Here is a 23,491-nt window from a genome sequence, read left to right on the forward strand (position 1 = left end):
GAATGGTGGACCGTCGGCCGGTCCTGACCAAGGCGATGGGGACGAACCCACGGCCGTCCGGCACGGCTACTGTGCATCCCAGGCTCGTCCCGATCCCGTCCCGGAGGCCCGTGCACCGGCCGGGCCGGGGAGCCGGGGAGCCCGAAAGAAGGAGGGCAGCGAGGTCATGAGCGCGTTCCTCGATCGGTTCCAGCCCGACCCCGAGCTCGAAGACCGCCGACTTTGGCGGACGGCGAAGCCGCTGCTCCGCGACGCGGTGGTGGCATTCGCCCCACCGTATCCCGAGTACCCGAAGCTGAAGGTCCGCAAGTCTCGCGGGCCGAGTGGCGACCCGGCTTGCCCGTCGGCCCGCGACGCCAGCTCCGAGATCGAGGTGATGACCTACGCCGTGAGCGGCAACGGCTTCGAAGCCTTTCAGGAGCGCGCGTGGGACTTCATCCTCGCCCACACCACCGCCATCGAAGCGGCCTTGCGCACCAAGCTGTTCGCCTGGCACAACAAGCAGATGGGGCGGTTCCTGGAGGAGGACTTGCCGCACGACAAGGCGTTGCAGAAATACTGGCGGGAGATCGAGCGGCAGGTGCCCGTCGCGGAGCCGTCGGCGGTGGACCGCCTGTTCAAGCTGGTGGGCGTCGGGCTGGCCGACAGCGGCCTGGACGACATCGGGTTCAGCTCGTTCGAGTTCCAGACCGGTTGGGACCGGGACCACGGCCTGGGCGTGGTGATGCACCGCGACCGGGTGCTGGCGGCCGGCGGCCTGACCGAGCTGATCGGCTTCCCCGGGGTGGCGGAGGCGGTGAAGGCGGTGCAGGCCTACGACCTGGACGAGGCCGACTTCGTGCTCCAGGACTCGTAGCCGGCGACCCAGGTCGACCGTCCGACACGAACATCCCCATCCAGGACGCGCATCAATCGCACCAATGTTCACGCATCAATGGCCATGCGCCCAAGGGGCGTCGTCTGGGTCATGGAGAGAGTGTCACAGGCCGATCCGGCCGGGGCATCTTTGCGGGCGAAGGCGGGACGATCCCCGAGCAGGTCTGGGACGCCGATGACATCCCGGAGCAGCCTTGACGGGGATGGCTCGTGAGCGAGGTCCGGCGTGGCATGGGGGGCGCCGATCTCAGCCCCCAGCAAGGATGCGACGGCGCGAGGTCCGGCCGATCCCCAACCGCCACGCGATCACCGAGCGGCTGCAGACGGCGTCTCCGTACCAGGGCGATGCCAGGCCCGCGTGCCAAATCGCCGGGCCTGGCATCGGTCGGTTGTCCGTCCTCGATTCGATCTCTCAGCCCTTCGCCCCATACCTCCGGAGGACCGCCTTCACCAACTCGGTCCCGCCCGCCGTCTCCGGGACCGTCGCCCCGGCGGCAAGCAGCGCCTCGACCGCACCGGCGTAATCGCCCGAGCTGGAATACCAACCCTGCTCGGACCCGTAAATCGCCCAACCGAGCGGCTTGGACTTGTAGTCGTTCTCGATGTCTTCCAGGGGCGGACCGAACGGCAGAATCGCCTCAATCATGGCGAGGTTTCCGTGGAAAGCGGCCCAGTGGATCGGCGTGGCCCCGTGCTGGCCGCGCGCGGTGACCGGCAGACCGGCCTTCAGCATCAGGCGCACGGCCTCCGTGTCGTTCCGCGTGGCGGCCCTGGCGATCTCGGCCTGATCGTCGGCCGGGACGACGAGACCGGGATTCGCGGCGAGAATGTCCGTCACCCCCGCCGCGTCATGCAGCCAGCTCAGGGCGATCAGCCGCTCGGTCACCGAGCTTCGCTCCAGGAGCAGTCGGATGACGTCCTGATGGCCGTATTTCGCGGCCGCCTGGTACGGCGAGGCGTTGGGGCCGAGGGACCACTGGTAGATCGTGCCCCCGGCGTGCCAGTTCGCCATCGGGAAGAACGTGGCGTTGCCGCGCACGCGGATCGATGCGGGGTCGGCGTCGAGGAACGCCCGAACCCGCTCCAGGTCGCCGATTGCCGAGGCCATCAGGATGTCGGTCTTGCAGCCTCGCTCGACGAGGTATCGAGCCACGTCGATCCGGTCGCCGAGCATGTACTGGGCCGGGGTCGATTCGTGATCGACATCCTTCGCGTCGATGTCGGCACCGCGATCGAGCAGGAACGCGGCGACCTCGACCGTGCTCGCAAAGTGGAGCGGCGTCTGGCCGTCTCCCCCCCGGGCATGCACCAGCTCGGGATGGTGCTCGATCAGCTCGACGACCCGGTCGAGACGCCCCAGGCGGGCGGCGGCGTGAATATCGAGCTCGGCCCCGCGCTCGACGGCGTAGGCGGCCAGTTCGGGGCTCGTCAGGTGCGTCACCCCGAAGCCGCCTGCCCACCACGTGCTCTTGGCGTTGAGGTCGGCCCCGGCTTCCACCAGGGCGTCGATCATCCGCGTGCTTCGGACGCTGTTCAGCGGCGGCGAGTCGAAGGGCCCGATCGGATCGTTGATCCGCTTCCGGAGCGATGGGGATCGCTTGAGCATCAGTCGGACGCCGGCGACGTCATCGTCCTCGATGGCACGCATCAGCTTCTCGGGGTCGTCGGGCGTCAGCGAATCGACGTGGGCCTTGAGCGCGGGCCATCCGGCGAATCCGTACTCGCGGGCGATCACGAACTGGGCCCCGCTGAGGGTCGGCTCGGCGGAATGCTCCTGGAATCGCTTCAAGGCGTTGGTGTCGCCCGAAGCACAGGCCTTGAGGAGATCCTTGGCCTGGTTCCTGAGCTGGTCGAGATTGGGGTGCGCAGGGAGATGCACGGCGAACGCTCCTTCGGTTGACCCTGTTGTCCGCGGTTACAGGTCGAAGAAGGTTCGTATCGAATCTTCGATGGTTCTGCCGAGTGGCCTCAGGCCTTCCCCGCGGACCGGACGCGCCTCGTAACGCGTTGGTCAGATCATAACCGGGCGAGGAGGATTATTGAAGGCGGGGTTGGCTTCAGGGGCGAAGCGCGCGTTCGTCCTCGCGCGAGCGATCCCGGACAGGCCCGCCGTGACATCGACAGCCACTCCGGAGGCCGGTAGATTCGGGGGGGGGCGGACACACCGGGGGTTGAGGAGGTTACGCGATGACCATCACGCCGATCGTGCCGGGGCTCTGGCAGGTGCCGATTCGGTTCGTGAACGCCTTCCTCCTGGACGCGGGGGCCGGGCTGACCGTGATCGACACGGGGATCGCGGGGAGTGCGCCGGGGATCCTCGAGGCCGTCCGCGCGATCGGCCGCAAGCCGGAGGAAATCCGGCACATCTTCGTGACGCACTGTCACAGCGACCATGCGGGGAGCCTCGCCGAGCTGAAGCGGCTGACGAACGCCCCGGCGACCATGCACCCGGTGGACGCCGCGATGACCCGCCGGGGCCAGGCGCTCCGGCCGCTGAAGCCGGCCCCCGGGCTGTTCAACGCGATCGTCTGCCGGTTCCTGCTCCCCTCGGCCCCGACGACGGTCGAGCCTGCCGAGGTCGAGCACGAGGCCGGCGACGGCGACGTCCTGCCGGGGGCCATCCGGGCGGTCCACGTCCCCGGCCATTGCGCCGGCCAGCTCGCCTTCCTCTGGCCCGCACACGGCGGGGTCCTGATCGCCGCGGATGCCGCCGCCAACGCCTTCGGCCTGGCGCCCAGCCCGATGTACGAGGACATCGAGGAAGGGCGGCGGAGCCTGGCAAAACTCTCGGCGCTCGACTTCGAGGTCGCCTGCTTCGGCCACGGCAAGCCGATCCTGGCGCGGGCCTCGAGGCGATTCGCCCGCAAGTGGACCGCGGCGACGGCGGCCGCGCCCTCGTGATCCGCATCGCCGGGGGATCTCCCAGCCGGATTCATGCCGATGACGGGACGGCCCTATCCGTGCTTCGCCTTCCACTCGGCCTTCATCCGGGCATAGGCGGGCTTCGCCTCGGCCTTCTTCCACGCGTCGAAGAAGATCCGGGCCGACTCCGCCTTCAGGGGGTCGCCCGTGCCCTTCTCGAGCGGGTGCCCGTCGTCGCGATCGTATTTCCGGCCGCCCTTGTAGTTCGTGTAGCGGCGGGCGCGGGTGAAGCCCATCTGGAGGAACTTCCTGGCCATGTCCGCCCCGACGAAGTCGCCCTGCCGGAGGTAGGCGAGGAACTTCCCGTAGATGGCCTTGCTGCTCTCCGCGGCGATCTCGGGCGTCCTGAACCGCCAGAGGGGCACCAGCTCGCCCTTGTACGGCTCGCAGATCAGGACGCCCTGTTCGCCCTTGCCGACGCGGTAGAGCTCGGGGTTCGCCCGGTAGTCCACGTCGGGCTTCCAGGCGTAGCTCGCCCCCTCGAAGTTGAGGTCGCCGGGCTTGGCCATGGCGGTCATCGCTTCTTCAGCGGATCGTGGCCCCAGTTCATGAGCGAGTAACGCCACGGCGTCTCCTCGATGTCGCCCCCCGGTTTCTGGGCCAGATGGCGATGGACGTAGCCCACGACCCTGGCCATGTGCTCGAGGTCGTCGTCATCGTAGTCGGCCTCCTTCTTGCCCAGGATCTCGACGATCCGGCGCCCGGAGTGGTGCCCGACCGACTCGCCCTTCCCGCCGTCCTTGTAGCCGACCTCCTTCGACTCCTCCTTCTCGAGCCAGGCCTCGAGCTGGTGGGCCGTCATGTTCACGGCCTCCTTGAAGTCGGCGATCACCGCGGCGCGGTCGTCGCTCATGGCCGGCCGCCTTTCGTCTTGGCCACCCTCTTCAGCCCCTCGGGCTTGTGGGCGGCTTCAGCACCCGTCTTCTCGCTCTCGACGAGGTATTGCGGGGTCTCGGGCGAGGCCGCGACCTTGTGGGCCTTGATCCTGGTCGGCCTTATCAGCTTCTTCTTGACCTTGCTCGTGACGGTGCCCTGGGATGATTCCCATCGGACGCGGTCGCCGGCCTTGAGGGGTTCGGACATGGCTGGAGCCTCGGTCGGATTGTTTGGGCGGTCACCGGACAAGCAATGCGACTCCCGTGCCGTGGATGATCCGGGAGACTCCAAAGGCCAGACGCCCGCATGGACAGGGCCCCATGCGTGGCTCCGGTCGTCGATGGCCTGGCATCCCGGGGCCCGGTCGTGACAGCCTTGATCCCGACGGGCCGCGGCCCTACGCTCGCCGACGTGGGAGGTGCTTCAGGTCTGGCAAGGTGGGACGTGAGCGGCCGGTTGCCGCCGGAGTGGTCCGCGACATGCGAGGTGGATGGGCTGGACGGTGAATGCGGCCCGCCCGAGCGCCATCCCGGTGGTGCTGCTGTTGCTCGCCCTCCTGGCCGCGCCCCTGTACGTCGTGTCCGCCAACGGGGGTCGGAGCGGGGCCGTGCTTCTGACGGCCGCCGTGGGCGGCACCGTCCTGTGCCTGGTGTGTGCCTACCTGTCTTCACCGTCCCGATACGAAACCGACGACCCGTCGGGGCCTTGAGGGGTGGCCGCCACCACGGGCATCCTGCGTCTCCCCGGCAATCCGAGGGCTTCGGGGGACGCACATTCCCCGGAGCGTCCCCCCATGGTTTCGCGGCGAGGGGGCGGGCGCCGTTTCGGCGGCGGCTCAGTACGCGTCCGCGGAGACCGGCTCGCCGCCGGCGATGGTGGCGAGGGCCGACCAGACGCGGGGGGCGATGGTCCCCTTGATGAAATGGACGGAGCCGTCGGCGGTGAGCAGATTGACGCCGCCGGGGTGGCGGCTCGTCGCGGTCGCGAGGATCGGGCCGTCGTAGTCCTGCACGCCGCCCAGGAGGCAGCTCGGCTGCCCGGGGGGGAAGGTGTGGTGATAGCGGGTGTAGACCATGGAGCCGTCGGCCCATCGCTCGCCCGACCACTGGTGGGGATCGGTCAGGCGCGGATTGGTGAGCGGGCCGGCCGTCCGGCACTCGTCGGGCGACGTGCCGACGAGGTAGAAGTCGGACGGGGCGTCCGGCGCGGCCGAGTCGCCGAGGCCGTGCTCGCTGAACGAGGCCGTGGAGCTGAGGCCGTCGCGGATCGCCGCCGGGGTGACGGCGCTCTGATACCAGAACGTCCCGTCGTTCCGGCCCGTTCCGTCGGGAGAGTCGTTCAGGTTGTAGGGCAGCGTCCCGGCGCAGGCCCGGTAGCTGTTGTGGGCCGTGTGCAGGGGGTCGTCGATCCGATCGACGTCGGTGGGGCAGAGGAAGCCCTCAACCGTTGTCGTCAGGATCGTGCTGTTCATCGCCCCGATGGCCGGATCCGTGGCGTTCCGCCAGGGGAGCCCGGCGAAGTTGATCGCGTGGTAGAGCGCGGGCTGCTCCAGGTACGGGAGCAGTTGCGACTGCGCCGACCACCGGCCGACCGTGGTCCCCTTCGGCCCGCCGCCGCCCGAGCCGAACGGGTAGGCCCGCACCGCGGACTCGTAGCTCGCCAGCGCGATCCCGAGCTGCTTCAGGTTGTTCGCGCACTGGGCGCGGCGAGACGCCTCGCGCGCCGCCTGGACGGCCGGCAGGAGCAGGGCGACCAGGACGCCGACGATCGAGATGACCACCAGCAGCTCGATCAGGGTGAAGCCCCGCACCGGCCCCTTCCGGCCTCGCGCCCCGGCCCTCGCCTTCAGGTCGCCGGCGAGCACGGCGCCGTCGTCCACGGCCACGAGCGGCTTGGGCGGCACGGCGGCGGCGCCCCGGCCCTCGGGGCCGTCTCCTCGCGAGTTGCCCGAGAAGGTCCAGCGGAGCAGGAGCCCGAACGCCGCCACCGCCAGGGCGATCCCGGCCGGCCAGGCCGCCCTGCTCCAGAAGCTCCGCGGCGGCTCCTGGAACCGGACGATGCGATCCGCCTTGACCTCGAGCCGGGTGTAGGTCACCGCCAGCGGATCGCGGCTGTTGAGCTTGATCAGCCGGAGCGACGGCTCCGGGACGGGGTCGCTCCCGAACAGGATCGGGTCGCTCTCCACCAGGTCCGCCCCGATCCCGTCGGACTCCCCGTGGAGGATCGTGAGCATGCCCCGCTGCCGTCGGAGGCCGAGGCGCCCGCGGGTCGTGGAGGCCCGCTTCAGGGGGATCGTGGTGAACCGGGCCTCGCCGAGCGGGGTCTTCGCGTAATAGCCGAGGTTGTCGCCGGCGGCCTCGGTGTTGGCCCGGAAGCACGTGACCATCCAGTCCGGCCCCGAGATGCCGATCTCCACGTTGTTCGACGGGCTCATCGCGTCCCTGGCCGATCGGTCCCGGGTGGCCCTGGGGAGCGACTCGATCTGGTAGTCGGCCATGATCTCGAAATCCCCCTCGAGGCGGAACTGGCCGACGAGCTGGGCGGGCTGGTTGTTGGCCGGCCCCCTGGGCAAGGTGGCGGCGACGCCGGTCGCGGATGGCTCCCAGCGCCCGCCGGTGCCGTTGGCCCTGGTCTGGAAGAGCCAGCGGTCGATCCCCCGGCGTGCGAAGTCGACCTCGATGGCGTCGCCGCCGTGGGCCGTGGAGGCGGTGGCGCTGGCGAGGCCGAGCACGATCAGGTAGGCTCGCATCGGATTGGGCTCCCGCGTCCAGAGTGAAATGGCGATCATCCCCGCCGCCACGACCGCGGCCGCGACGGAACCGAGCCGCACCAGGCGGCGGCCGACCACGCGACGGCCGGGCGGCCATCCGTCCAGGGACGGGGGCGGGAGGCCCGGCTGTTGCAGGTGCGCGAGACCCTGGCCCAGGAGGTCGGCCACCTCCGCCGCGGCCCCGAATCGCCGGCCGGGATCCTTCTCCAGGAGCCGGTCCACGATGGCCGAGAGCCAGCCCGGCGCGTCGGGGGCCACGTCGCGGAGCGGGCGGTGCGGGGCATCGCAGACCAGCCGCAGCGTCGCCATCGCGGACTCCGCGACGAAGGGGGGCCGGCCGGCGGCCATCGCGTAGAGGACGCAGCCCAGGCTGAACAGGTCGGCCCGGCCGTCCACCGGCTGGCAGCGGGCCTGCTCCGGGGCCATGTACTGGGGCGTCCCGGCGACGATCCCCGCCTGCGTCATCGACGCGTCGTCCACCGCCCGGGCGAGGCCGAAGTCGGTGATCCGCACCCGCTCCACGTTGTGCTCGAGCAGGATGTTGGCCGGCTTGATGTCGCGATGGACGAGCCCCTGCGCGTGGGCGGCGGCCAGGCCGGCGGCGATCTGCATGCCGACCCGGAGCACCTCCCGGAGCTGCATCGGCCCGCCCCGGTCGATCCGCTCCTGGAGCGACGGACCGGCGACGAAGGGCATGACCAGGTACGGGACGCCGGCCGACTCGTGCACCGCGTGGATCGGGATCACGTGGTCGTGGACCACCGCCGCCGCGGCCCGCGCCTCGCGCTCGAACCGGCGGCGGGCGGCGACGTCCCGCGACCGCGACGGGTCCAGGACCTTGATCGCCACGTAGCGATTGAGGGCCTCGTCGAAGCCGCGGAGGACCAGCCCCATCCCGCCCCGGCCGACCACGCCGGAGACCTCGTAGCCCCCCAGCCGGCCGAGCGACCCGGGCCGCTCCGAGGGCTCGAGGAAGCCCAGCCAGTGCGAGGCCTCGGCCGCCTCGTCCGGGTCGTCGGGGCGGAAGGCCGTCCGCAGCTCGTCCCACCACGAGGCCTCGGCCGCCATCCCCTCGATCGCGGCGCGGCAGGCCTCGCAGCGGTCGAGGTGCCCGATCGCCTCGGCCCGCTCGGCCTCGGCCAGGGCATCGGCCAGGAGCCGCGCCAGCGTCTCGGTGTTGCACCCGGTCCCGGCCGATCGCATCGCCCGCCCGTCCTCTCGTCTCGACTCGTCTCATCCTGGTTCGCCCGGTCGCGTCGCATCGCCCGGCCGTCATCCGCCGTCCGCCTCGCGGCCCTCGACCCGCTCGATCTCGCGGCGGAGCCGCGCCATGACTCGGCTCTTGTGGACATAGACCGTGCCGACCGTCGTCTTCAGCTCCGCCGCCGCCTCGGCCGCGTTGCGGCCCTCCACGCCCGTGATCCAGAAGGCCCTCCAGGCCGCCTCGGTGAACTCGCCCCGGACCTGCTCGGCCGCCCAGGTGAAGAGCCGCCGGCGATACTCCAGCTCGAAGGACGACGAGTCCTCCGGGGCCGGCTGGGCCTCGAGCAGGCCCGCCGCGTCGGAGCCGCCGGGGCCCGGCGGGTGCCGTCGGCGCCTCACCAGGAAGTTGACCGTGAGGTTGCGGGCGATCCGGAAGAGCCAGCCGCGGAACGACCCCCGCGCCGGGTCGAGGTCGTAGCCGTCGATCGCCGCGGCCACGGCCCCGAAGACCTCCTGGGCCAGGTCGGCCGCGTCGGCCGGCTGCAGGCCCCGCCGCCGGGCCAGCCGGACGATCAGCGGCCCGTAGATCGCGGCGAACTCCTCCCAGGCCTGCTCGTCTCGCGGCGATCGGAGGCGAGCCAGGAGGCTCAGCCGCGTCGTGGGCGAGTCGTCCATCCAGCCCTCCCATGGGGTATTCACAACGCCCGAACCAAGATCTTAGTGGCCCGCGCGGGATTTTTCCCGGAGATCGCCCCGGAACCGCGGTCTCCCGCCGGCGCGGGGACGAACCGCGTGATCGGGGAAGGGGATGCGCACCCCTCCCACGCCGGCGGCCCGGGGAAGGCTGCGAGGGGACCGTCCCAGATCGAGGGGCCTCGGCCTGACACTCCGACGACGGCTCGAAGCCGGCGAAGGAAGACACACCTCCGGGTGGCCGTGGGGTCGCTGCGTGTCACGCGCCACAGTTGTTCGCCGGCAATTCGGCCACAGTCCTTCGCCGCGAGCCCGGAGCATGGGTGGCCGTGGTGGAACACCACGGGCGGGAATCAGGAAACGACGAGACGTACCACGCAACCGGGGAAATTGATGCTTCATCCGGGGGAATCGCGCCGATTCCCGGGATAGGTCCCGCCGATGTCGACCAGGTCCCACTCTTTGGGGCTCATCCGGCGGAAGCGCTCGCGGGCTTCAGGACGAGGCCAAATCCGGCTCTCCCCCTTACCAAGGGGGAGTTGGAGGGGGTGAATGGTCCGGGCCACGGCGATCGAATTCACCCCCCTGAATCCCACCTTGGTAAGGGGGGGAACGATGGCTCTCTCGGCCCGCCCTGGCAAGCGAGCCCGAGACGGCCTCGGGGCTCGCGACGACCACCGATCGTCGCCCGAGTTCGAAGCCCCGGCCCGCTCCCCTCACCCGGCCACCCGATTCTTCCCTCAAGGCCGTCTTGCCCCTTCGGCCGTGAGCCTCCGATCGGGCGCGCGCTCCTTCCGGATGAACCCTCTTCGGGTGGCTGTGGTGGAAGCGAAGCGACACCACGGGATCGCACTGGCTGGACGCGATGCAGGCGCCTTGCGCGTGAGCCATGGCGATCCCGTGGCATTGACTTCGTCCCTGCCACGGCCACCCGGGCGAGGAGACGCGGACCGGATTTGAGCCCCTTCTCACCCCGTGAACCTGAGACATGGGGAGGCGAGAGCTTGCAGACCGTGGGGTCGCTTCGCTCCTCCACAGCCACTCATGGGCTCGCGCGAGGTATAACTCGGAATGCGGACTGCCCACGACTCGCGCTCAACGACGGAGGACAACAAACGATGTCCGAAACCCCGCAATTCGATCTGATTGGTCGACGACGATTCTGCCTCCTGGGCGCCTCGGCGCCGACGATGGGGCTGGCCGGCCCTGAGTCCGGCACGAGGGCGATCCCCGCATCGGACTGGATCAACGTCCGCGACTTCGGGGCGGTGGGCGACGGCTCGGCCGACGACGCGCCGGCGATCCGGGCGGCGCTGAAGGTGGCGGGGGGGCGGACGGTCTTCCTCCCCGTGGGGCGGTATCGCGTCACGTCGGGCTTCCGGTCGGACGTCCCCGTGTCGATCCGGGGCGAGGGCAACGGCGCGGGGCCGGGCTCGGGGGCGCAGGCGAACGATCATTGCACGCTGATCTATTGCGACTTCGCCGCCGGCCACCTGTTCGACGTCGAGTCGATGCATCCCAGCCTCTTCCGCGACTTCCAGGTCAACGTGGCCCCCGCGCGGCGGCCGATGGCCGCCGGGGCCGCGATCTTCCTCCACCCGCCCGGCACGGCCACGGTGGCCAACTACCAGGTCGAGAACGTCGCCATCAATCATTTTCACACCGGCATTTCCGCGATCCGTCCGGCGTGGGGCACCGTCCGCGGCTGCTACTTCGGCGACTGGGTCGACGACGCGATCTCGCTGACGACCGACATGAGGATCGAGGGGAGCGGCGGCCACGTCCGGAACAACTACTTCTTCGGCCAGACCGAGGGGGCGACCCAGCGGTCGTGCATCCATCTCGGCTGCGGCTATGTTCACATCGCGGAGAACGAGATCCTGGGCGCCCGCCACGGCGTCCACGCGGCGATCGCCCACAACCCGGCGGGCTACATCCGGATCTTCCAGAACACGATCGAGGAGCAGGCCGAGGCGGGCGTCCACGTGGAATCCGTCAAGGACGAGCAGACCACGATGATGGCCATCTGCGACAACGAGTTCTCCGCGCTGACCAACGGCCCGACCTACGCGGCCTCGGTGCGGATCGCCGCCAACGGCGACCCGGCCGTCAACTTCATCCAGGACCTGCTCATCTGCCGGAACATCACGCGGCACGTCCTGGGCGCCGGGGGGTGCCACTACCGGATCGGCAACGGCCGCAACGTGAAGCTCGCGGACAACCTCCTGGAGGAGCTGGGACGGAACCAGCCGGTGGGCATCCAGGTCGGCGCGAATGCGGGCGGCGGCGACAACGGCCTGATGCCGCCGATCGTCGTCGCCGACAACCAGTTCCTGGGCACGTTCCGGCGTCGCTACGTCCTGGCTCCCGCGGGGACGGTGATCGTCCGCGAGTCGCAGGGCTGCCCCCACGCCCTCCTTCCCGACCACGCCGCCGACGGCAGCGAGGTCTTCTGCCCCGACGGGACCCCCGCCAGCCCCGTCATGCCCGGCGGCACGGGCTGCTTCGCGAGACGCCTGGGCGGAGCCTGGAGGGGATGAGGGGAAGCCTTGTCGCGTGGCGGAGCGCGAGTCTCCGTCGCGGATTCCCGGCCGGCGGGAGGTTGCAAGGATCGATCGCTGATAGAATGGAATGGACCGATGCCGGCCCGACCCCGGGGCGGATCGCATCGCATCGTATCGGCTGGGGGCCGGACGTCGGTCGTAAAGGCCGCGGACCTCTTCTCTCCCACGGATTCAGGAGCGAACACCGATGTTCGACGGATCTCGGCGACCGGCGAGCCTGGCCCGGCAACGAGCGCGGCGCGGGGGGCGGATCGGCGTGCTGGAGCGGCTGGAGGCGAGGTCGCTCCTGTCCGGCACCCCGACGCTTTACACGGTGACGGACCTGGGCGATCGCGTCGACGACCTCGGTTCGCTCCGCCACGCGATCGCGGCGGCGAACGCCGATGCGAATCCGGCCGGCAGCCTCGTCACGTTCGATCCCGCCCTGTTCGACGCGCCGCGGACGATCGGGCTGGCGAGCACGCTGGAGCTGTCCGGGACCGCCGGGCCGATGGTCATTCAGGGGCCCGGTGCCGGCCTGCTGACGATCAGCGGAAATGATGCGGTCCGGGTCATGCAGGTGGACGCCGGCGTGGTGGGCACGATCTCCGGGCTGACCGTGTCGAGGGGACTGGCCCCCACGGTCGGGCTCGCGGGCGTGGGCGGCGGCCTCTACAACGCGGGCACGCTGGAGGCCCGCGGCATCACCGTCCGCGATTGTTCGGCCCTCCCGGGCTACGGCGGCGGCATCTACAACGCCGGGACGATGACGATCGTCGGCTCGACGATCGCGGGCAATCGCACGGTCTTCAGCGGCGGCGGGATCTGGAACGACACCGGCCGGACGATGACGATCGTCGGCTCCACCATCAGCGGCAATACGACGACGACCTTCGGCGGCGGCATCTACAACTCCGGAACGCTCGGGATCGTGGGCTCGACGCTCAGCGGCAACACCAGCGGCTACGACGCGGGCGCCATCGAGAACACGAGCGACGGCAGGCTGACCATCACGAGCTCGACCCTCGCCGGGAACTCCTCCGGCAATGGAGCCGGCGGCATCTCCGGCGGCGGGGCCCTGGTCGTGAGGTCCGACATCTTCGCCAATCCGGGCGGCAACGTCGGCGGCGGGGTCGTGACGCCCGGACCGGTGACCTCCCTGGGCCACAATCTCTTCACCGATGCCCCCGGGTTCGCCCTCGATCCGACCGACCTGACCGGCGCCGATCCGCTGCTCGGCCCGCTCGCCGACAACGGCGGGCCGACCGCGACCATGGCGCTGCTCCCCGGCAGCCCGGCCATCGACGCCGGCGGGCCCGTGATGAGTGACGCCGAGGCCGTCGATCAGCGCGGGATCCCCCGGACGTGGGGCTCCGCCCCCGACATCGGCGCCTTCGAGTCGCGCGGGTTCGTCCTGGCGATCGACTCCGGCGACGGCCAGGCCGCGCTCCCAGAGCTGGCCTTCGCCGCGCCGCTGGCGGTGTCCGTCGCCAGCCGCTACGGCGAGCCGGTCGCGGGGGGCCGGGTCGACTTCGATGCCCCGGGGCCGGGCGCCGTCATCGAGCTCGCCCGCCGGTCCGCGACGATCGACGCGGCCGGCCGCGCCAGCGTCCTCGCCGTGGCCGGGGAGCTCGACGGCACCTCCGCGGTCGCCGCCCGATCGGCGGGCGCCGGCGCCGTGGACTTCACGCTGACCACCCGGTCCGCGCCGACGCTGATCGGTGTCCAGACCGTCGGAGTGCCGCGGCGGACGAAGGCCGTCATCCTGACCTTCAGCGAGCCGATGGACATCGCCCGGGTCCAGGATCCGTCCCTCTATCATCTGGCCTGGGCCGGCCCCGATCGCCGGCCCGGGACCCGCGACGATCGCATGGCGCGGGTCCGTGGCGTCCGCTACGAGGCGGCCACCAAGTCCGTGACCTTGCGGCTGATGCCCGGGCGGCAGCCGCATCGGACCCTCTGGCTGACGATCGCCGGCGGGGCCTCGAACTCGACCGGCCTCGCCGTCGCCGCCGCCGCATCCCCGGCGGCCGTGGGCACGGGTCACGCCATCCGCCTTCGCCTCGATGCCCTCCGGCATACGACTACGAAGAAGACAAACTACCAGGACTAACCTAGCGCGGCCTCCACCTCTCGGCTTGGGGCATGGGCTCGACTCTTTGATCCAAATGGACGATAATGAACCTAAGACTCCTTCGGCAGGGTGGATTTTTCCTGGATCCTGCCATCAAGTCGGCCTACTGTTTGAAGAGACAGGATGGGGAGGGAGAGAGGCCCTATCCTTGACGATCGAGTTGCCTCGACGGGAGGCTTTCGCCATGGAGACACGTCTTTCGAAGCGACTGGGGCCAGCGGCCAAGAAGCTCGCGCTGCTATCGGCGGAGGATGAGACCGTCTCCGCCCTGATCCAGGTCGCTCCGTCGATGAATCGAAAGTCTTTCGAGCACGACGTTCGTGGCGTGGGGGGGGTCGTTCGCGCATGGATGCCGGAATCGAATCTCGCGACGGTGGACGTGTCCGCCGGGCACCTCTCGGACGTCGCCGAGATGGCGGGGGTCGTGCAGGTGGAGGCCGGCCAGGCGTACCGCCGCTGAGGTCGGGGCCGCGCGTCACGCCGCCGGGACCGTGGGACGGATCGGCCTGCGGATCAGGACAGGAGCCTGATCGCCGCCGCGGCATCCACCAGTCCGAATCCGAATGCGGGGTCGAATCCCGGGCCACCGGGGAACGGCCGGGCGGAGGCAATCAGCAGCTTGCCGATCTGGGCGGCCGTCAGGCTGGCCTCCTTGCTCAGAAGCAGGGCTACGATTCCGGCGACGTGAGGCGCGGCCTGGCTGGTGCCGGTCATGGACACCCGGGCGGGGTTTGATGTGGTGCCAGGCGCGGGCGACGGCTGCTGGGAGCCGGAGTTCGAGGAACGGATGTCCGTCCCGGGGGCCGCAACCTCGGGTTTGGGCCGTCCGTCGCGGGTTGTGCCGCGTCCGCTAGAGACGCTGATGGAGACCGAAGGGCTGTGGCGGTAGTTGGCCACGGCGATGGCCCGGCGGGTGGTCGCGGGGGTGGAGAGGGTCATCGTCGGGTCGACGTTGGCCGGGACGAAGGTGGACTGGTCGCCGAAATGATTGCCCATGTCGCGCAGGTCGCGCTCGATCCACGCGTCGAAGCGGCCGTGACGGACCTCAGCGCCGCGGATCTCCACGCGCCAGTCGCCCGGATGCACGGCAGCGGTGGCGGCCGGGTGGACCTCGATGTAAATTCGGGCGTCGCCGTTGAGGGTCGTGAACCGCTCCGAGTCGATGAAGACCCGATTGCCGCCGGGCATGGGGTGAATGATTGGCTGGCCGTTGGGCGCCAGGAAGTCGGTGGCATGGCCGTCCGGGTCGATCACGCGGACCTCGAAGCGGTCGCGCGAGGAGTACCAGATCTCCATCTCGTTGGGGGTCCGGTCCGGTCCCGGGTTCAAGGTTGAGGGGAAGGGGGCAGGCAAGGGTCCGCCGACCCGCCAGCCCAGCGATCGGGTCTCGCCGGCCTGGATCGCGCCGGAGGCGTGCGGGCTCCAGAGGTGTTCATTGCCGCCGGCCACCACGAAGGCCCGGCCGGGTTCCTCGAGGAGGCGGTCGATTGCGCGTTCAACGATGCTCTCGCCGTCGTGGCTGCCGCCGTTCTGACCAAGGCTCATGTTGATCACGCAAGGGAGGCCCAGTTCCCGGGCCTTGCGGAAGATGTAGGCGACGGCCTCGGCGACGTGAACCGAGTCGGTGAAGCTGGTCTTCTGATCGTTGGCGGCCGGGTGGACGAAGATGATCGTCGCCTTCGGGGCCATGCCGACGAAGCGGCCGGCCGGGAAGGCGGCGTCCGCGGTCGCCCCGTTCCCCGCGGCGATCCCCATCACGTGGGTCCCGTGCGAGGAGCGCTCCGGCGCATGCCGGACCTTCCGCGTCGATTCGCTCGCGGGGATGACGCCATTGGTGAAATCGATATCCGTGTGGGTGTATTCCACCCCGTGCGGGAAGCCCTCGGGCGGTTTCTCCTTCCCGGTTGGCTTCAGCGACTGGTCCCAGAGGAACTTGATCCGGGTGGACTTGCCGTCCTCCTCGCGGAAGTCGGCGAGGCGGAAGTCGCAGCCGAAGTCGACGATGCCGATGACGACGCCCTCGCCACTCAGGCCATGCCCGTCGGGCGGTGGGGCCTGGGCCACGTCGGCCTTAACCTCGACGCGGGAGGTGTCCAGGTCAACGCCGACCTGGTGTCCGGCGGAGACGAACTGAACGCCGGGCGTCGCGGCGAGGTCGTCGAGGCGATTAACCGGCACGTTGACCGAATAGATCTCGTCCACGATCCTGGACCAACTCAGGCCGGCCATGGGCGCCGGAATTTCATCGCGATCGAGCTTGACCAGCACGCGCTTGAACAGGTCTTTGGGGTCGGGGAGCTGGTCCGCCTTGAGGATCACGCTTGAGGACAGGAAGGCACTATCCACGTCCGCCCGTAGCCTTGTTGATTCCTTGCTTTTGAGGTCATGGACCAATCTCCGGAGTTTGGGGTCGAGGACCTGGCTCAGGCCGGGCTCATGAGGCGTAGGCGTAGGGGACATCGTCGCATCCTCGAGGCGGCGTCTTATTCGGGCGCGTTCCCACAACATTCCGAGATGATCGAGAAAGAGCGTAACGAGCGTCGTGATTGAGGGCAAGGGAGCGTGCCTCGACGGGACGTCGGGAGTCATGGCCGGGATTTCGCTTTTCAGGCCATTTCCGGTCTGCGAGAGTCGATGCACTCCGCAACGGAGCATCCACCCTCGGAGACAGATCTCATGCCCGCGGATCGCAAACAGCGGTCGGTATTCCTGGCGGCCCTCGAGTACAACGACCCCGCCGAGCGGCGGGCATACATCGAGCGCGAGGTCGGAGGGGACGATGAACTCCAGGCGCACCTCAAAGGGGCGGCTGATGTCGGCGAGTCCCCGGCGGTCAAGTCGGCCGGCGAACGCGTGGAGGTTCCCGAGCCCGGGGAGCGGCCGCCGACCTCGGGGGCTCATAGACCAGCGAATGGAGAGGCCTTCCGTGTAGGCTCCGTCATCGCCGGCCGGTACAAGATTCGCGAGGTGCTCGGGGAAGGGGGAATGGGGGAGGTCTACCTCGCTGAAGAGGTGGGGGATGTCCGTCGTTGGGTCGCGCTGAAGGTCATGAAGGCCGGGATGGACACGGGCCAGTTCGCCGCTCGGTTCGAGGCGGAGCTCTCCGCGCTGAGGCTGATGGATCACACGAACATCGCCAAGGTGTTCAATGACGGCGTCGAGAAGGGCCGCCGTTACTTCGTGATGGAGTACATCCGTGGCATCTCGCTGACCGACTATTGCGACGACAACAAACTCGACCTTCGCTCGCGGTTGAGGCTCTTCCGCGAGGTCTGCATGGCCGTGCTCCATGCGCACCAGAAGCTCATCGTCCACCGGGACCTCAAGCCCGCCAACATCCTGGTCACGGAGCTTGATGGCGGGCCTGTGCCCAAGCTCATCGATTTCGGCCTGGCCAAGGGCATCGGCGGCGCTCGCCTGACGCAGCAGTCGCTCTACACGAAGTTCAGGACCCTGGCCGGCACGTACTGGTACATGTCCCCGGAGCAGACCAGGGGGAACACCCTGGATATCGACATCCGCGCCGACATCTACAGCTTGGGCGCGATCCTCTACGAATTGCTCACCGGGTCGATGCCGATCACGCTGGACACGCTCCGTACACAGACGCTGGAGGAGCTCCTGAAAGCCATCCGCGAGACGGATCCGCCGACGCCGAGCAAACGGCTCAGGAATTTGCAGACGCTGCCGGACCTCGCCGCTAGGCACTGGGCCGATCCGGGCCAACTGGCCCAACTCGTAAAGGACGACCTCGACTGGATCGTCATGAAGGCCCTGGCCAAGGAACGCGCCCGCCGTTACGACTCCGCCAAAGGGCTGGCGGACGATATCGAGCGGCATCTCAACCAGGAACTCGTCTCCGCCCGCCCGCCGACGATCCTCTATCGCCTGGAGAAGTTCAGGAAGAAGCATCGCGCCGCCTCGCTGGTGCTGCTGTCGCTGCTCGGCGGCATCATCGGCACGACCTGGGGCCTCGTCGTCGCCCGGAATCAGACGAAGCTTGCTGTCGAAGGCCGGAAGGAGGCCGACGACCAAAAGAAGCTCGCCGAGAAGCGTCAGCAGGAGGCCGACGCGCAGAAGAAGCTCGCCGAGGAGCGGAAGACCGAAGCCGAAAAACGCCTGGCACAGAAGAACAGGGCCAACGAGATCCTGATGTCGATCTTCACCGAGCTCGATCCGACTGGTGATGACATCAAGACGCTCCCGCTCGCCGTGCGACTCAGCCGGCGGCTCGATGTGGCGGTCGCGTCGCTCAAGGATGATGCCACAGACGATCCCATGGGCGTCGCCCGGCTGCAGATGGCTTTGGGTAAGGCGCAGCTCGAACTCGGTTTTCCCGGGAAGGCGATCGACCTGGTTTCCAGGGCACGGACGACCCTCGAAACAAGGCTCGGGATCGATGATCGCGAGACACTCCTGAGCGTCATCGCCCTGGCGGAATGCATCCGGACCGACGGACGGCCTCGAGACGCTGTGGACATCCTCGAGCAGCAACACACGAGGATTGAGCGGCGATTCACGCCCGACGATCCCGACATGCTCATGGCAATGAACAACATGACCCTGGCCTACGCTCAGGCTGGCCAGACCCGCCGCGTCGTCCCGCTCTTCGAGCTGCTGGTGGAGGCGGCGAAATCGAAGCTTGGTCCCGACGATCGACGCACGCTGATCGTCATTAACAACCTGGCCATGGCGTACGGCATCGCGGGGCGAGTCGACGAGGCGGTCAAGTTGCTCGAAGGCATCCTACCGCAGATGAAGGCGAAGCTGGGCTCCGAGCATCCCTTCGTTCTGGGCGCCACGGCCAACCTGGCGGAGGGTTACAACGCCCAGGGTCGGTCCGCCGAGGCGGTCAAGTTGCTGGAGGATGCCTTACCACGGATGAAGGCGAAGTTGGGCCCGGATCATCATGATCTGCTTACCGCCTTGGCCGGCCTCGCGGACGGCTACAACGGGATGGGTCGGCCCGCCGAGGCGGTCAAGCTGCTGGAGGGCGAACTCCCGCGGATCGAGAAGGTACTTGGCCCCGATCATCCGGGGACATTCCTCGCGGTGATGAGCCTGGCAGCCGCCCGCAACGGCGTGGGACGTGCCGCCGAGGCGGTCAAGCTGCTGGAGGGCGAACTCCCGCGGATCGAGAAGGCGCTCGGCCCCGATCACTATATCATGTCGGCCGCCACGGCCAGCCTGGCGGAGGCATACAACGGTGTGGGGCGACCCGCCGACGCGGTCCATCTGCTGGAAGGGAAGCTACCGCAGATCAAGGATACGCTCGGCCCCGGTCACTTCGGGGCGTTCCTGGTGGTGATGAGCCTGGCGAGTGCCTACAACGGCGCGGGACGGCCCGCCGAAGCGGTGAAGCTCCTGGAAAAGGAACTACCGTGGATGGAGAAGGCGCTCGGCCCCGACCATCCCGGCACGCTGGCCGCCACGGTCAGCCTGGGGGGAAACTACAATGGCGTGGGTCGGTCCGCCGAAGCGGTCAAGCTATTGAAGGATGTCTTGCCAAGGATGAAGAAGGTGCTCGGCCCCGACCATCCCGGCATGTTGGCCGCTGGCGCCAACCTCGGAGGTGCCTATCTCGGTATGAAGAAGCCGGTGGAGGCGATCAAAGCTCTGGAGGATGTCCTGCCGCGGATGAAGGCGATCAACCCCGATCGGCCCGATACGCTGGCCGCCACGGTCAATCTGGCGGGCGCCTATTGCGGTGCGGGGCGAACCGCCGACGCCATCAAGCTGCTGGAAGACGTCCTGTCCCGGACGAAGAAGCTCGTCGACCACCCCATCAGGCTTGAGGCCATGACCAGCATCGCCCAGGCTTATGCGAGCGAGGGGCAATTTGGTCGCTCGGCGCCGCTCTTCGACGAAGTGGTGGCTATTCAGGAGAGGAAGTTCGGAGACAGGAGCCCCCAAGTCTGGCACGCCCGCGCCAATCTAGGCGTGAATCTCATGATGGCCCAGCGTTTCTCTGAAGCCTTGCCGCTACTGGAAGGGGCTTACGAGGCGAGCGAGAAGTCGCCGGAGCTCGCCTGGGTCGCTGGACCGCTCATGCAGACACTTGGAATGGTCGAGCTATCCGAGAAGTCCGTAGGGCTGGCCCGCAAGGTCGTTCAAGATGCCCGCGACAAGCTTGATGCGAACGGTCCGCAGCTGAACAGTTGCCTGGGCGGATACGGGCTCGTTCTCTTGAAAGGGGAGGAATGGAAGGAGGCCGAGTCGATCCTCCGCGAATGCCTGAGTGTCCGTGAGAAGGTCATACCCGACGACTGGAGGACCTTCAGCGCCCGGGCCTTGCTCGGGGGGGCGTTACTGGGGCAAAAGCGATATGATGAGGCCGGCCCGCTGCTCCGTGACGGCTACGAAGGCATCAAGGCTCGCATCGACAAGATCCCGCCGCAGGACAGGTCCATTCGCCTCGTCGATGCGCTCGATCGACTCATCGCCTGGGGTGAGAAGATGGGCAAGCCCGAGGAAGTGAAGGTCTGGAAGGCCGAGCGGGATCGGCTCAAGGCCGGCGCGCCAAACACCTACCAGATCAAGCCCCGAAAGAACCTATCGAAATGAGGGCGGCCGCAGCCGGCCTGCACTCGACGAACGCTCATCAGCAACCTGACGACCGGAGATCCACCGTGCCTCGACCCGCTGCTCGCCTCGTCCCACCAGCCCACGCCCTTGCTCTGGCCCTGGCGATGCTATCCGCCCTCGTCCCACCGAGGTCCGCGGCCCAGGACGCCGCGGCGAGGCCGCTGCGGGCGGGGATCATCGGCCTGGACACCTCGCATGCCACGGCGTTCACGAAGTCGCTGAACGCCCCGGAGCCGAAGCCCGAGCTGGCGGGGGTCCGGGTGGTGGCGGCGTTCCCGGGGGGGAGCCCGGACATCGACGGGAACACGAAGCACATGGAGGAGTACACCCGCGAGCTCCGCGACGTCCACAAGGTGGAGATCGTGGACTCGATCGACGCCCTGCTGGCGAAGGTGGACGTGGTCCTGCTGGAGAGCGTGGACGGCCGCCCGCACCTGAAGCAGGCGGAGCCGGTCTTCCGGGCCCGCAAGCCGGTCTTCATCGACAAGCCGGTGGCCGGCTCGCTGGCCGATGCCCTGACGATCGCGAGGCTCGCCGAGGAGTCCGGCACCCCCTGGTTCTCGAGCTCGGCGCTGCGGTATAGCCCGTCGGTCCGGAAGCTCAGGGACAATCCCGCCGTCGGCGACGTCGTCGGCTGCGACGCCTTCAGCCCGAGCCCGCTGGAGCCGCACCACCCGGACCTCTTCTGGTACGGCATCCACGGCGTGGAGACGCTCTTCACGGTGATGGGACCGGGCTGCGTGTCCGTCGCCCGCACCCGGACCGAGGGCTCGGAGATCGTCGCCGGCACCTGGAAGGACGGCCGGATCGGCACCTTCCGCGGGACCCGCCAGGGGCCGCATGACTACGGGGCCCTCGCCTTCGGCACGAAGGGGATCGTCCTGGGCAAGGGCTTCGGCGGCTACGAGCCGCTGCTCGTCGAGGTGGTGAAGTTCTTCCGCACCGGCAAGCCGCCCGTCTCGGCGAAGGAGACGCTGGAGATCTACGCCTTCATGGAGGCCGCCGACGAGAGCAAGCGTCAGGGGGGCAAGCCGGTTGACCTGGAGGGCGTCCTGGCCCGCGCCCGCGAGCAGGCCGGCGCGCCCTCGAAATGACGCGATGCGCGGCTCGCCCGCCCGCCGGTCCGCCGGAGGTCGCTCAGGTGTTGACCAGGCCCGTCTCGCCCCGGACCATCCGGCGGGTCAGGGTGGCGAGATGGAAGTGGAGGGCGCACTTCCAGGCGAACTGGAAGAGGTAGCGCGGGGGGCGCCTGGCGGCGAGGAGGCGACGCAGGTGGCGGGCGTAGGTGCCGCGGAAGGGGCGGGTGCGGGGCTCGGCCCAGAGCCGGCCGAGGATCCCGACGGCGGCGAGGATCGTCAGCACCTGGACCTTCAGGTACGACAGCGGCCGATGGCGGCGGAGCCACCCGATCTTGGCGGTCGCGAGCGGGAGGCGCCCCTCGATGAACAGGGCGTCGAACCGCTCGAAGAAGCTGTCGGCGTCGTAGAGGCGCTCCATCAGGTCCACCCAGCCGTCGCGGAGCTGCTCGCGGGTCATCCCCAGGGGGATGATGTTGGTGGCGATGTCCGGGTCGTCCGCCGCGGCGTTGTCGAGCCGCCCCTCGGCCTCCAGCCTGTCGTACAGGGGGGTCCTCGGGATCGCCGAGAGCATGCCGGCCATCGCCCCGACGATGCGCGCCCGGGTGAGGAAGTCGAACTGCCGGTCGAAGACCCCGACGTCGTCGCTGTCGAAGCCGACGATCATGCCGGCGTAGACCTCCAGCCCCGCATCCTGGACGCGGCGGACCCTCTCCTCGATCGAGCCGCGGACGTTCTGGTACTTCTTCGTCTCGCGGAGCGCGTCCTCGTCGGGGCTCTCGATGCCGATGAAGACCGCGACGAGGCCGGCCTCGGCCATCAGCCGCATCAGCTCCTCGTCCTCGGCCAGGTCGAGCGAGGCCTCGGTGAAGAAGGTCACCGCGTAGGCATGCGCCCTCTGCCATTCGATCAGGGCGCGGAGGATGACCTTGGCGGCCTTCTTGTTGCCGATGAAGTTGTCGTCCACGAGGAAGATGACGCGGGCCCCCAGGCGCCGCTGGGCCTCCGCCTCGGCCACCACCTGCTCCGGCGTCTTGATCCGCGGGCGGCGGCCGAAGATGACGATGATGTCGCAGAACTCGCACTGGAACGGGCAGCCGCGCGACGTCTGGATGCAACCCATGGCGTATTCGCGGAACGGGATGAGGTCGTAGCGAGGCGGCGGAATTTGCGTCATGTCCGTCTTCTCGGCCTGCTCGTAGCGCCCGGCGTGCCGGCCGTGCGCCCATTCCTCCAGGAACCGAGGCCAGGTCTCCTCCGCCTCGCCGATGAAGGCCACGTCGATCAGGCCCGGCTCGAACCAGCCCTCCGCCACGCTGACCCACGGCCCGCCGACGATGACGAAGATCCCCCGGGCGCGGAGCTCGACGAGGATCTCGTTCATCCGATCGCGCTGGACGGACATGCCGGTCAGGCCGATGATGTCGAACGCGTCCAGGGCGTCCAGGTCGAGGTCCTGCACGTTCTCGTCGATCAGGACCACCTCGTGCTCCGGCGGGGTCAGTCCGGCGAGGGTCGGCAACGCGAGGACCGGCATGTTGGCCTTCTTGCCGAGCATCGGGAGTGCATGGTTGAGGCCCCAGAAGGACGTGGGGAAGCGGGGGTTGATCAGGCAGATCCGAGCCATAGAGGACGCCTGGCCTGTGGGTAACGAGGGCGGTGTCGAGGGGATGCCCGAGTCGGCGCGGGCATCGTGATATGCTCCACGGATAACGCGGAACGCGGCCGCTGGATAGAACAATCGTCCGACGAGGCGCGAATTCGGGCAAGAATGGCGATCCGAAGTGCCGTCGGGGTGAGCGATCGGCGTTAA

Annotated in this window: 16 protein-coding genes; 8 read left to right on the plus strand and 8 right to left on the minus strand. The window is 69.1% G+C overall.

The annotated features are described in order from the left end of the window. Positions 1–166: 166 nt before the first annotated feature. Complete coding sequence (locus G6O54_RS32945; RefSeq protein WP_165233819.1) at positions 167–856, plus strand: DUF6985 domain-containing protein; 690 nt, start codon at positions 167–169, stop codon at positions 854–856. 432 nt (positions 857–1,288) lie between these two features. Here the strand turns inward: G6O54_RS32945 and G6O54_RS32950 are convergent, their stop codons facing one another. After that, a complete protein-coding gene (locus G6O54_RS32950) occupies positions 1,289–2,755 on the minus strand; it encodes an ankyrin repeat domain-containing protein (RefSeq protein WP_165233822.1) in 1,467 nt (488 codons plus the stop codon). Between the two features lie 308 nt (positions 2,756–3,063). Between G6O54_RS32950 and G6O54_RS32955 the strand changes: the two genes are divergently transcribed. Next, the gene (locus tag G6O54_RS32955) at positions 3,064–3,777 is read left to right on the plus strand and encodes an MBL fold metallo-hydrolase (protein ID WP_165233824.1); all 714 of its coding nucleotides are present in this window, start codon (positions 3,064–3,066) and stop codon (positions 3,775–3,777) included. Between the two features lie 53 nt (positions 3,778–3,830). Here the strand turns inward: G6O54_RS32955 and G6O54_RS32960 are convergent, their stop codons facing one another. Genes G6O54_RS32960 through G6O54_RS32970 form a run of 3 tightly spaced genes read right to left on the minus strand, consistent with a single transcriptional unit; the run spans position 3,831 to position 4,881 of the window. Then, on the minus strand, positions 3,831–4,307 hold the full coding sequence (locus tag G6O54_RS32960) for a DUF4385 domain-containing protein (RefSeq protein WP_165233827.1): 477 nt from the start codon (positions 4,305–4,307) through the stop codon (positions 3,831–3,833). A gap of 5 nt (positions 4,308–4,312) precedes the next feature. After that, positions 4,313–4,651, minus strand: a complete 339-nt coding sequence (locus G6O54_RS32965; protein ID WP_165233830.1) for a DUF3140 domain-containing protein — start codon at positions 4,649–4,651, stop codon at positions 4,313–4,315. Then, positions 4,648–4,881: a hypervirulence associated TUDOR domain-containing protein gene (locus G6O54_RS32970; RefSeq protein WP_165233833.1), complete on the minus strand. Its 234-nt coding sequence runs from the start codon at positions 4,879–4,881 to the stop codon at positions 4,648–4,650. The genes G6O54_RS32965 and G6O54_RS32970 overlap by 4 nt, the downstream gene beginning before the upstream one ends. 295 nt (positions 4,882–5,176) lie before the next feature. Here G6O54_RS32970 and G6O54_RS32975 point away from each other — a divergent pair, with 295 nt between their 5' ends. After that, positions 5,177–5,383: a hypothetical protein gene (locus G6O54_RS32975; RefSeq protein WP_165233836.1), complete on the plus strand. Its 207-nt coding sequence runs from the start codon at positions 5,177–5,179 to the stop codon at positions 5,381–5,383. Positions 5,384–5,509: 126 nt separating this feature from the next. Here G6O54_RS32975 and G6O54_RS38250 read toward each other — a convergent pair whose 3' ends face one another. Further along, positions 5,510–8,647: a protein kinase domain-containing protein gene (locus G6O54_RS38250; protein ID WP_165233839.1), complete on the minus strand. Its 3,138-nt coding sequence runs from the start codon at positions 8,645–8,647 to the stop codon at positions 5,510–5,512. 69 nt (positions 8,648–8,716) lie between these two features. Then, positions 8,717–9,322: an RNA polymerase sigma factor gene (locus G6O54_RS32985; protein ID WP_165233841.1), complete on the minus strand. Its 606-nt coding sequence runs from the start codon at positions 9,320–9,322 to the stop codon at positions 8,717–8,719. Between the two features lie 1,136 nt (positions 9,323–10,458). On the opposite strand from G6O54_RS32985, the gene G6O54_RS37520 reads away from it, so the two are divergent. The 3 genes from G6O54_RS37520 to G6O54_RS33000 all read left to right on the plus strand — a co-directional run bounded on the left by G6O54_RS37520 (position 10,459) and on the right by G6O54_RS33000 (position 14,477). After that, positions 10,459–11,880, plus strand: coding sequence for a glycosyl hydrolase family 28-related protein (locus G6O54_RS37520; protein ID WP_250847200.1), 1,422 nt, complete (start codon positions 10,459–10,461; stop codon positions 11,878–11,880). 211 nt (positions 11,881–12,091) lie between these two features. Further along, complete coding sequence (locus tag G6O54_RS32995) at positions 12,092–13,996, plus strand: right-handed parallel beta-helix repeat-containing protein (protein ID WP_165233844.1); 1,905 nt, start codon at positions 12,092–12,094, stop codon at positions 13,994–13,996. A gap of 205 nt (positions 13,997–14,201) precedes the next feature. Then, a complete protein-coding gene (locus G6O54_RS33000) occupies positions 14,202–14,477 on the plus strand; it encodes a hypothetical protein (protein ID WP_165233847.1) in 276 nt (91 codons plus the stop codon). 53 nt (positions 14,478–14,530) lie between these two features. Here G6O54_RS33000 and G6O54_RS33005 read toward each other — a convergent pair whose 3' ends face one another. Next, positions 14,531–16,477 carry a S8 family peptidase gene (locus tag G6O54_RS33005; protein WP_165233850.1) on the minus strand — a complete coding sequence of 649 codons (1,947 nt, stop codon included), beginning with the start codon at positions 16,475–16,477 and terminating at the stop codon, positions 14,531–14,533. A gap of 216 nt (positions 16,478–16,693) precedes the next feature. On the opposite strand from G6O54_RS33005, the gene G6O54_RS33010 reads away from it, so the two are divergent. Further along, positions 16,694–20,581, plus strand: a complete 3,888-nt coding sequence (locus tag G6O54_RS33010; protein ID WP_165233853.1) for a serine/threonine-protein kinase — start codon at positions 16,694–16,696, stop codon at positions 20,579–20,581. A gap of 65 nt (positions 20,582–20,646) precedes the next feature. After that, positions 20,647–21,696 (plus strand): Gfo/Idh/MocA family protein, encoded by a 1,050-nt coding sequence (locus G6O54_RS33015; RefSeq protein ID WP_250847201.1) that lies wholly within the window; start codon positions 20,647–20,649, stop codon positions 21,694–21,696. 43 nt (positions 21,697–21,739) lie between these two features. Here the strand turns inward: G6O54_RS33015 and G6O54_RS33020 are convergent, their stop codons facing one another. Beyond that, complete coding sequence (locus tag G6O54_RS33020; protein WP_165233856.1) at positions 21,740–23,305, minus strand: B12-binding domain-containing radical SAM protein; 1,566 nt, start codon at positions 23,303–23,305, stop codon at positions 21,740–21,742. Positions 23,306–23,491 lie beyond the last annotated feature (186 nt).

It is taken from the genome of Aquisphaera insulae (assembly GCF_011064615.1).
Lineage (GTDB): Bacteria > Planctomycetota > Planctomycetia > Isosphaerales > Isosphaeraceae > Aquisphaera > Aquisphaera insulae.

Coding starts and splice junctions, on each gene's coding strand:
- G6O54_RS32945 (WP_165233819.1), top strand. CDS start 167: ATGAGCGCGTTCCTCGATCGGTTCCAGCCCGACCCCGAGCTCGAAGAC.
- G6O54_RS32955 (WP_165233824.1), top strand. CDS start 3,064: ATGACCATCACGCCGATCGTGCCGGGGCTCTGGCAGGTGCCGATTCGG.
- G6O54_RS32960 (WP_165233827.1), bottom strand. CDS start 4,307: ATGGCCAAGCCCGGCGACCTCAACTTCGAGGGGGCGAGCTACGCCTGG.
- G6O54_RS32965 (WP_165233830.1), bottom strand. CDS start 4,651: ATGAGCGACGACCGCGCCGCGGTGATCGCCGACTTCAAGGAGGCCGTG.
- G6O54_RS32970 (WP_165233833.1), bottom strand. CDS start 4,881: ATGTCCGAACCCCTCAAGGCCGGCGACCGCGTCCGATGGGAATCATCC.
- G6O54_RS38250 (WP_165233839.1), bottom strand. CDS start 8,647: ATGCGATCGGCCGGGACCGGGTGCAACACCGAGACGCTGGCGCGGCTC.
- G6O54_RS32985 (WP_165233841.1), bottom strand. CDS start 9,322: ATGGACGACTCGCCCACGACGCGGCTGAGCCTCCTGGCTCGCCTCCGA.
- G6O54_RS37520 (WP_250847200.1), top strand. CDS start 10,459: ATGTCCGAAACCCCGCAATTCGATCTGATTGGTCGACGACGATTCTGC.
- G6O54_RS32995 (WP_165233844.1), top strand. CDS start 12,092: ATGTTCGACGGATCTCGGCGACCGGCGAGCCTGGCCCGGCAACGAGCG.
- G6O54_RS33000 (WP_165233847.1), top strand. CDS start 14,202: ATGGAGACACGTCTTTCGAAGCGACTGGGGCCAGCGGCCAAGAAGCTC.
- G6O54_RS33005 (WP_165233850.1), bottom strand. CDS start 16,477: ATGTCCCCTACGCCTACGCCTCATGAGCCCGGCCTGAGCCAGGTCCTC.
- G6O54_RS33010 (WP_165233853.1), top strand. CDS start 16,694: ATGCCCGCGGATCGCAAACAGCGGTCGGTATTCCTGGCGGCCCTCGAG.
- G6O54_RS33020 (WP_165233856.1), bottom strand. CDS start 23,305: ATGGCTCGGATCTGCCTGATCAACCCCCGCTTCCCCACGTCCTTCTGG.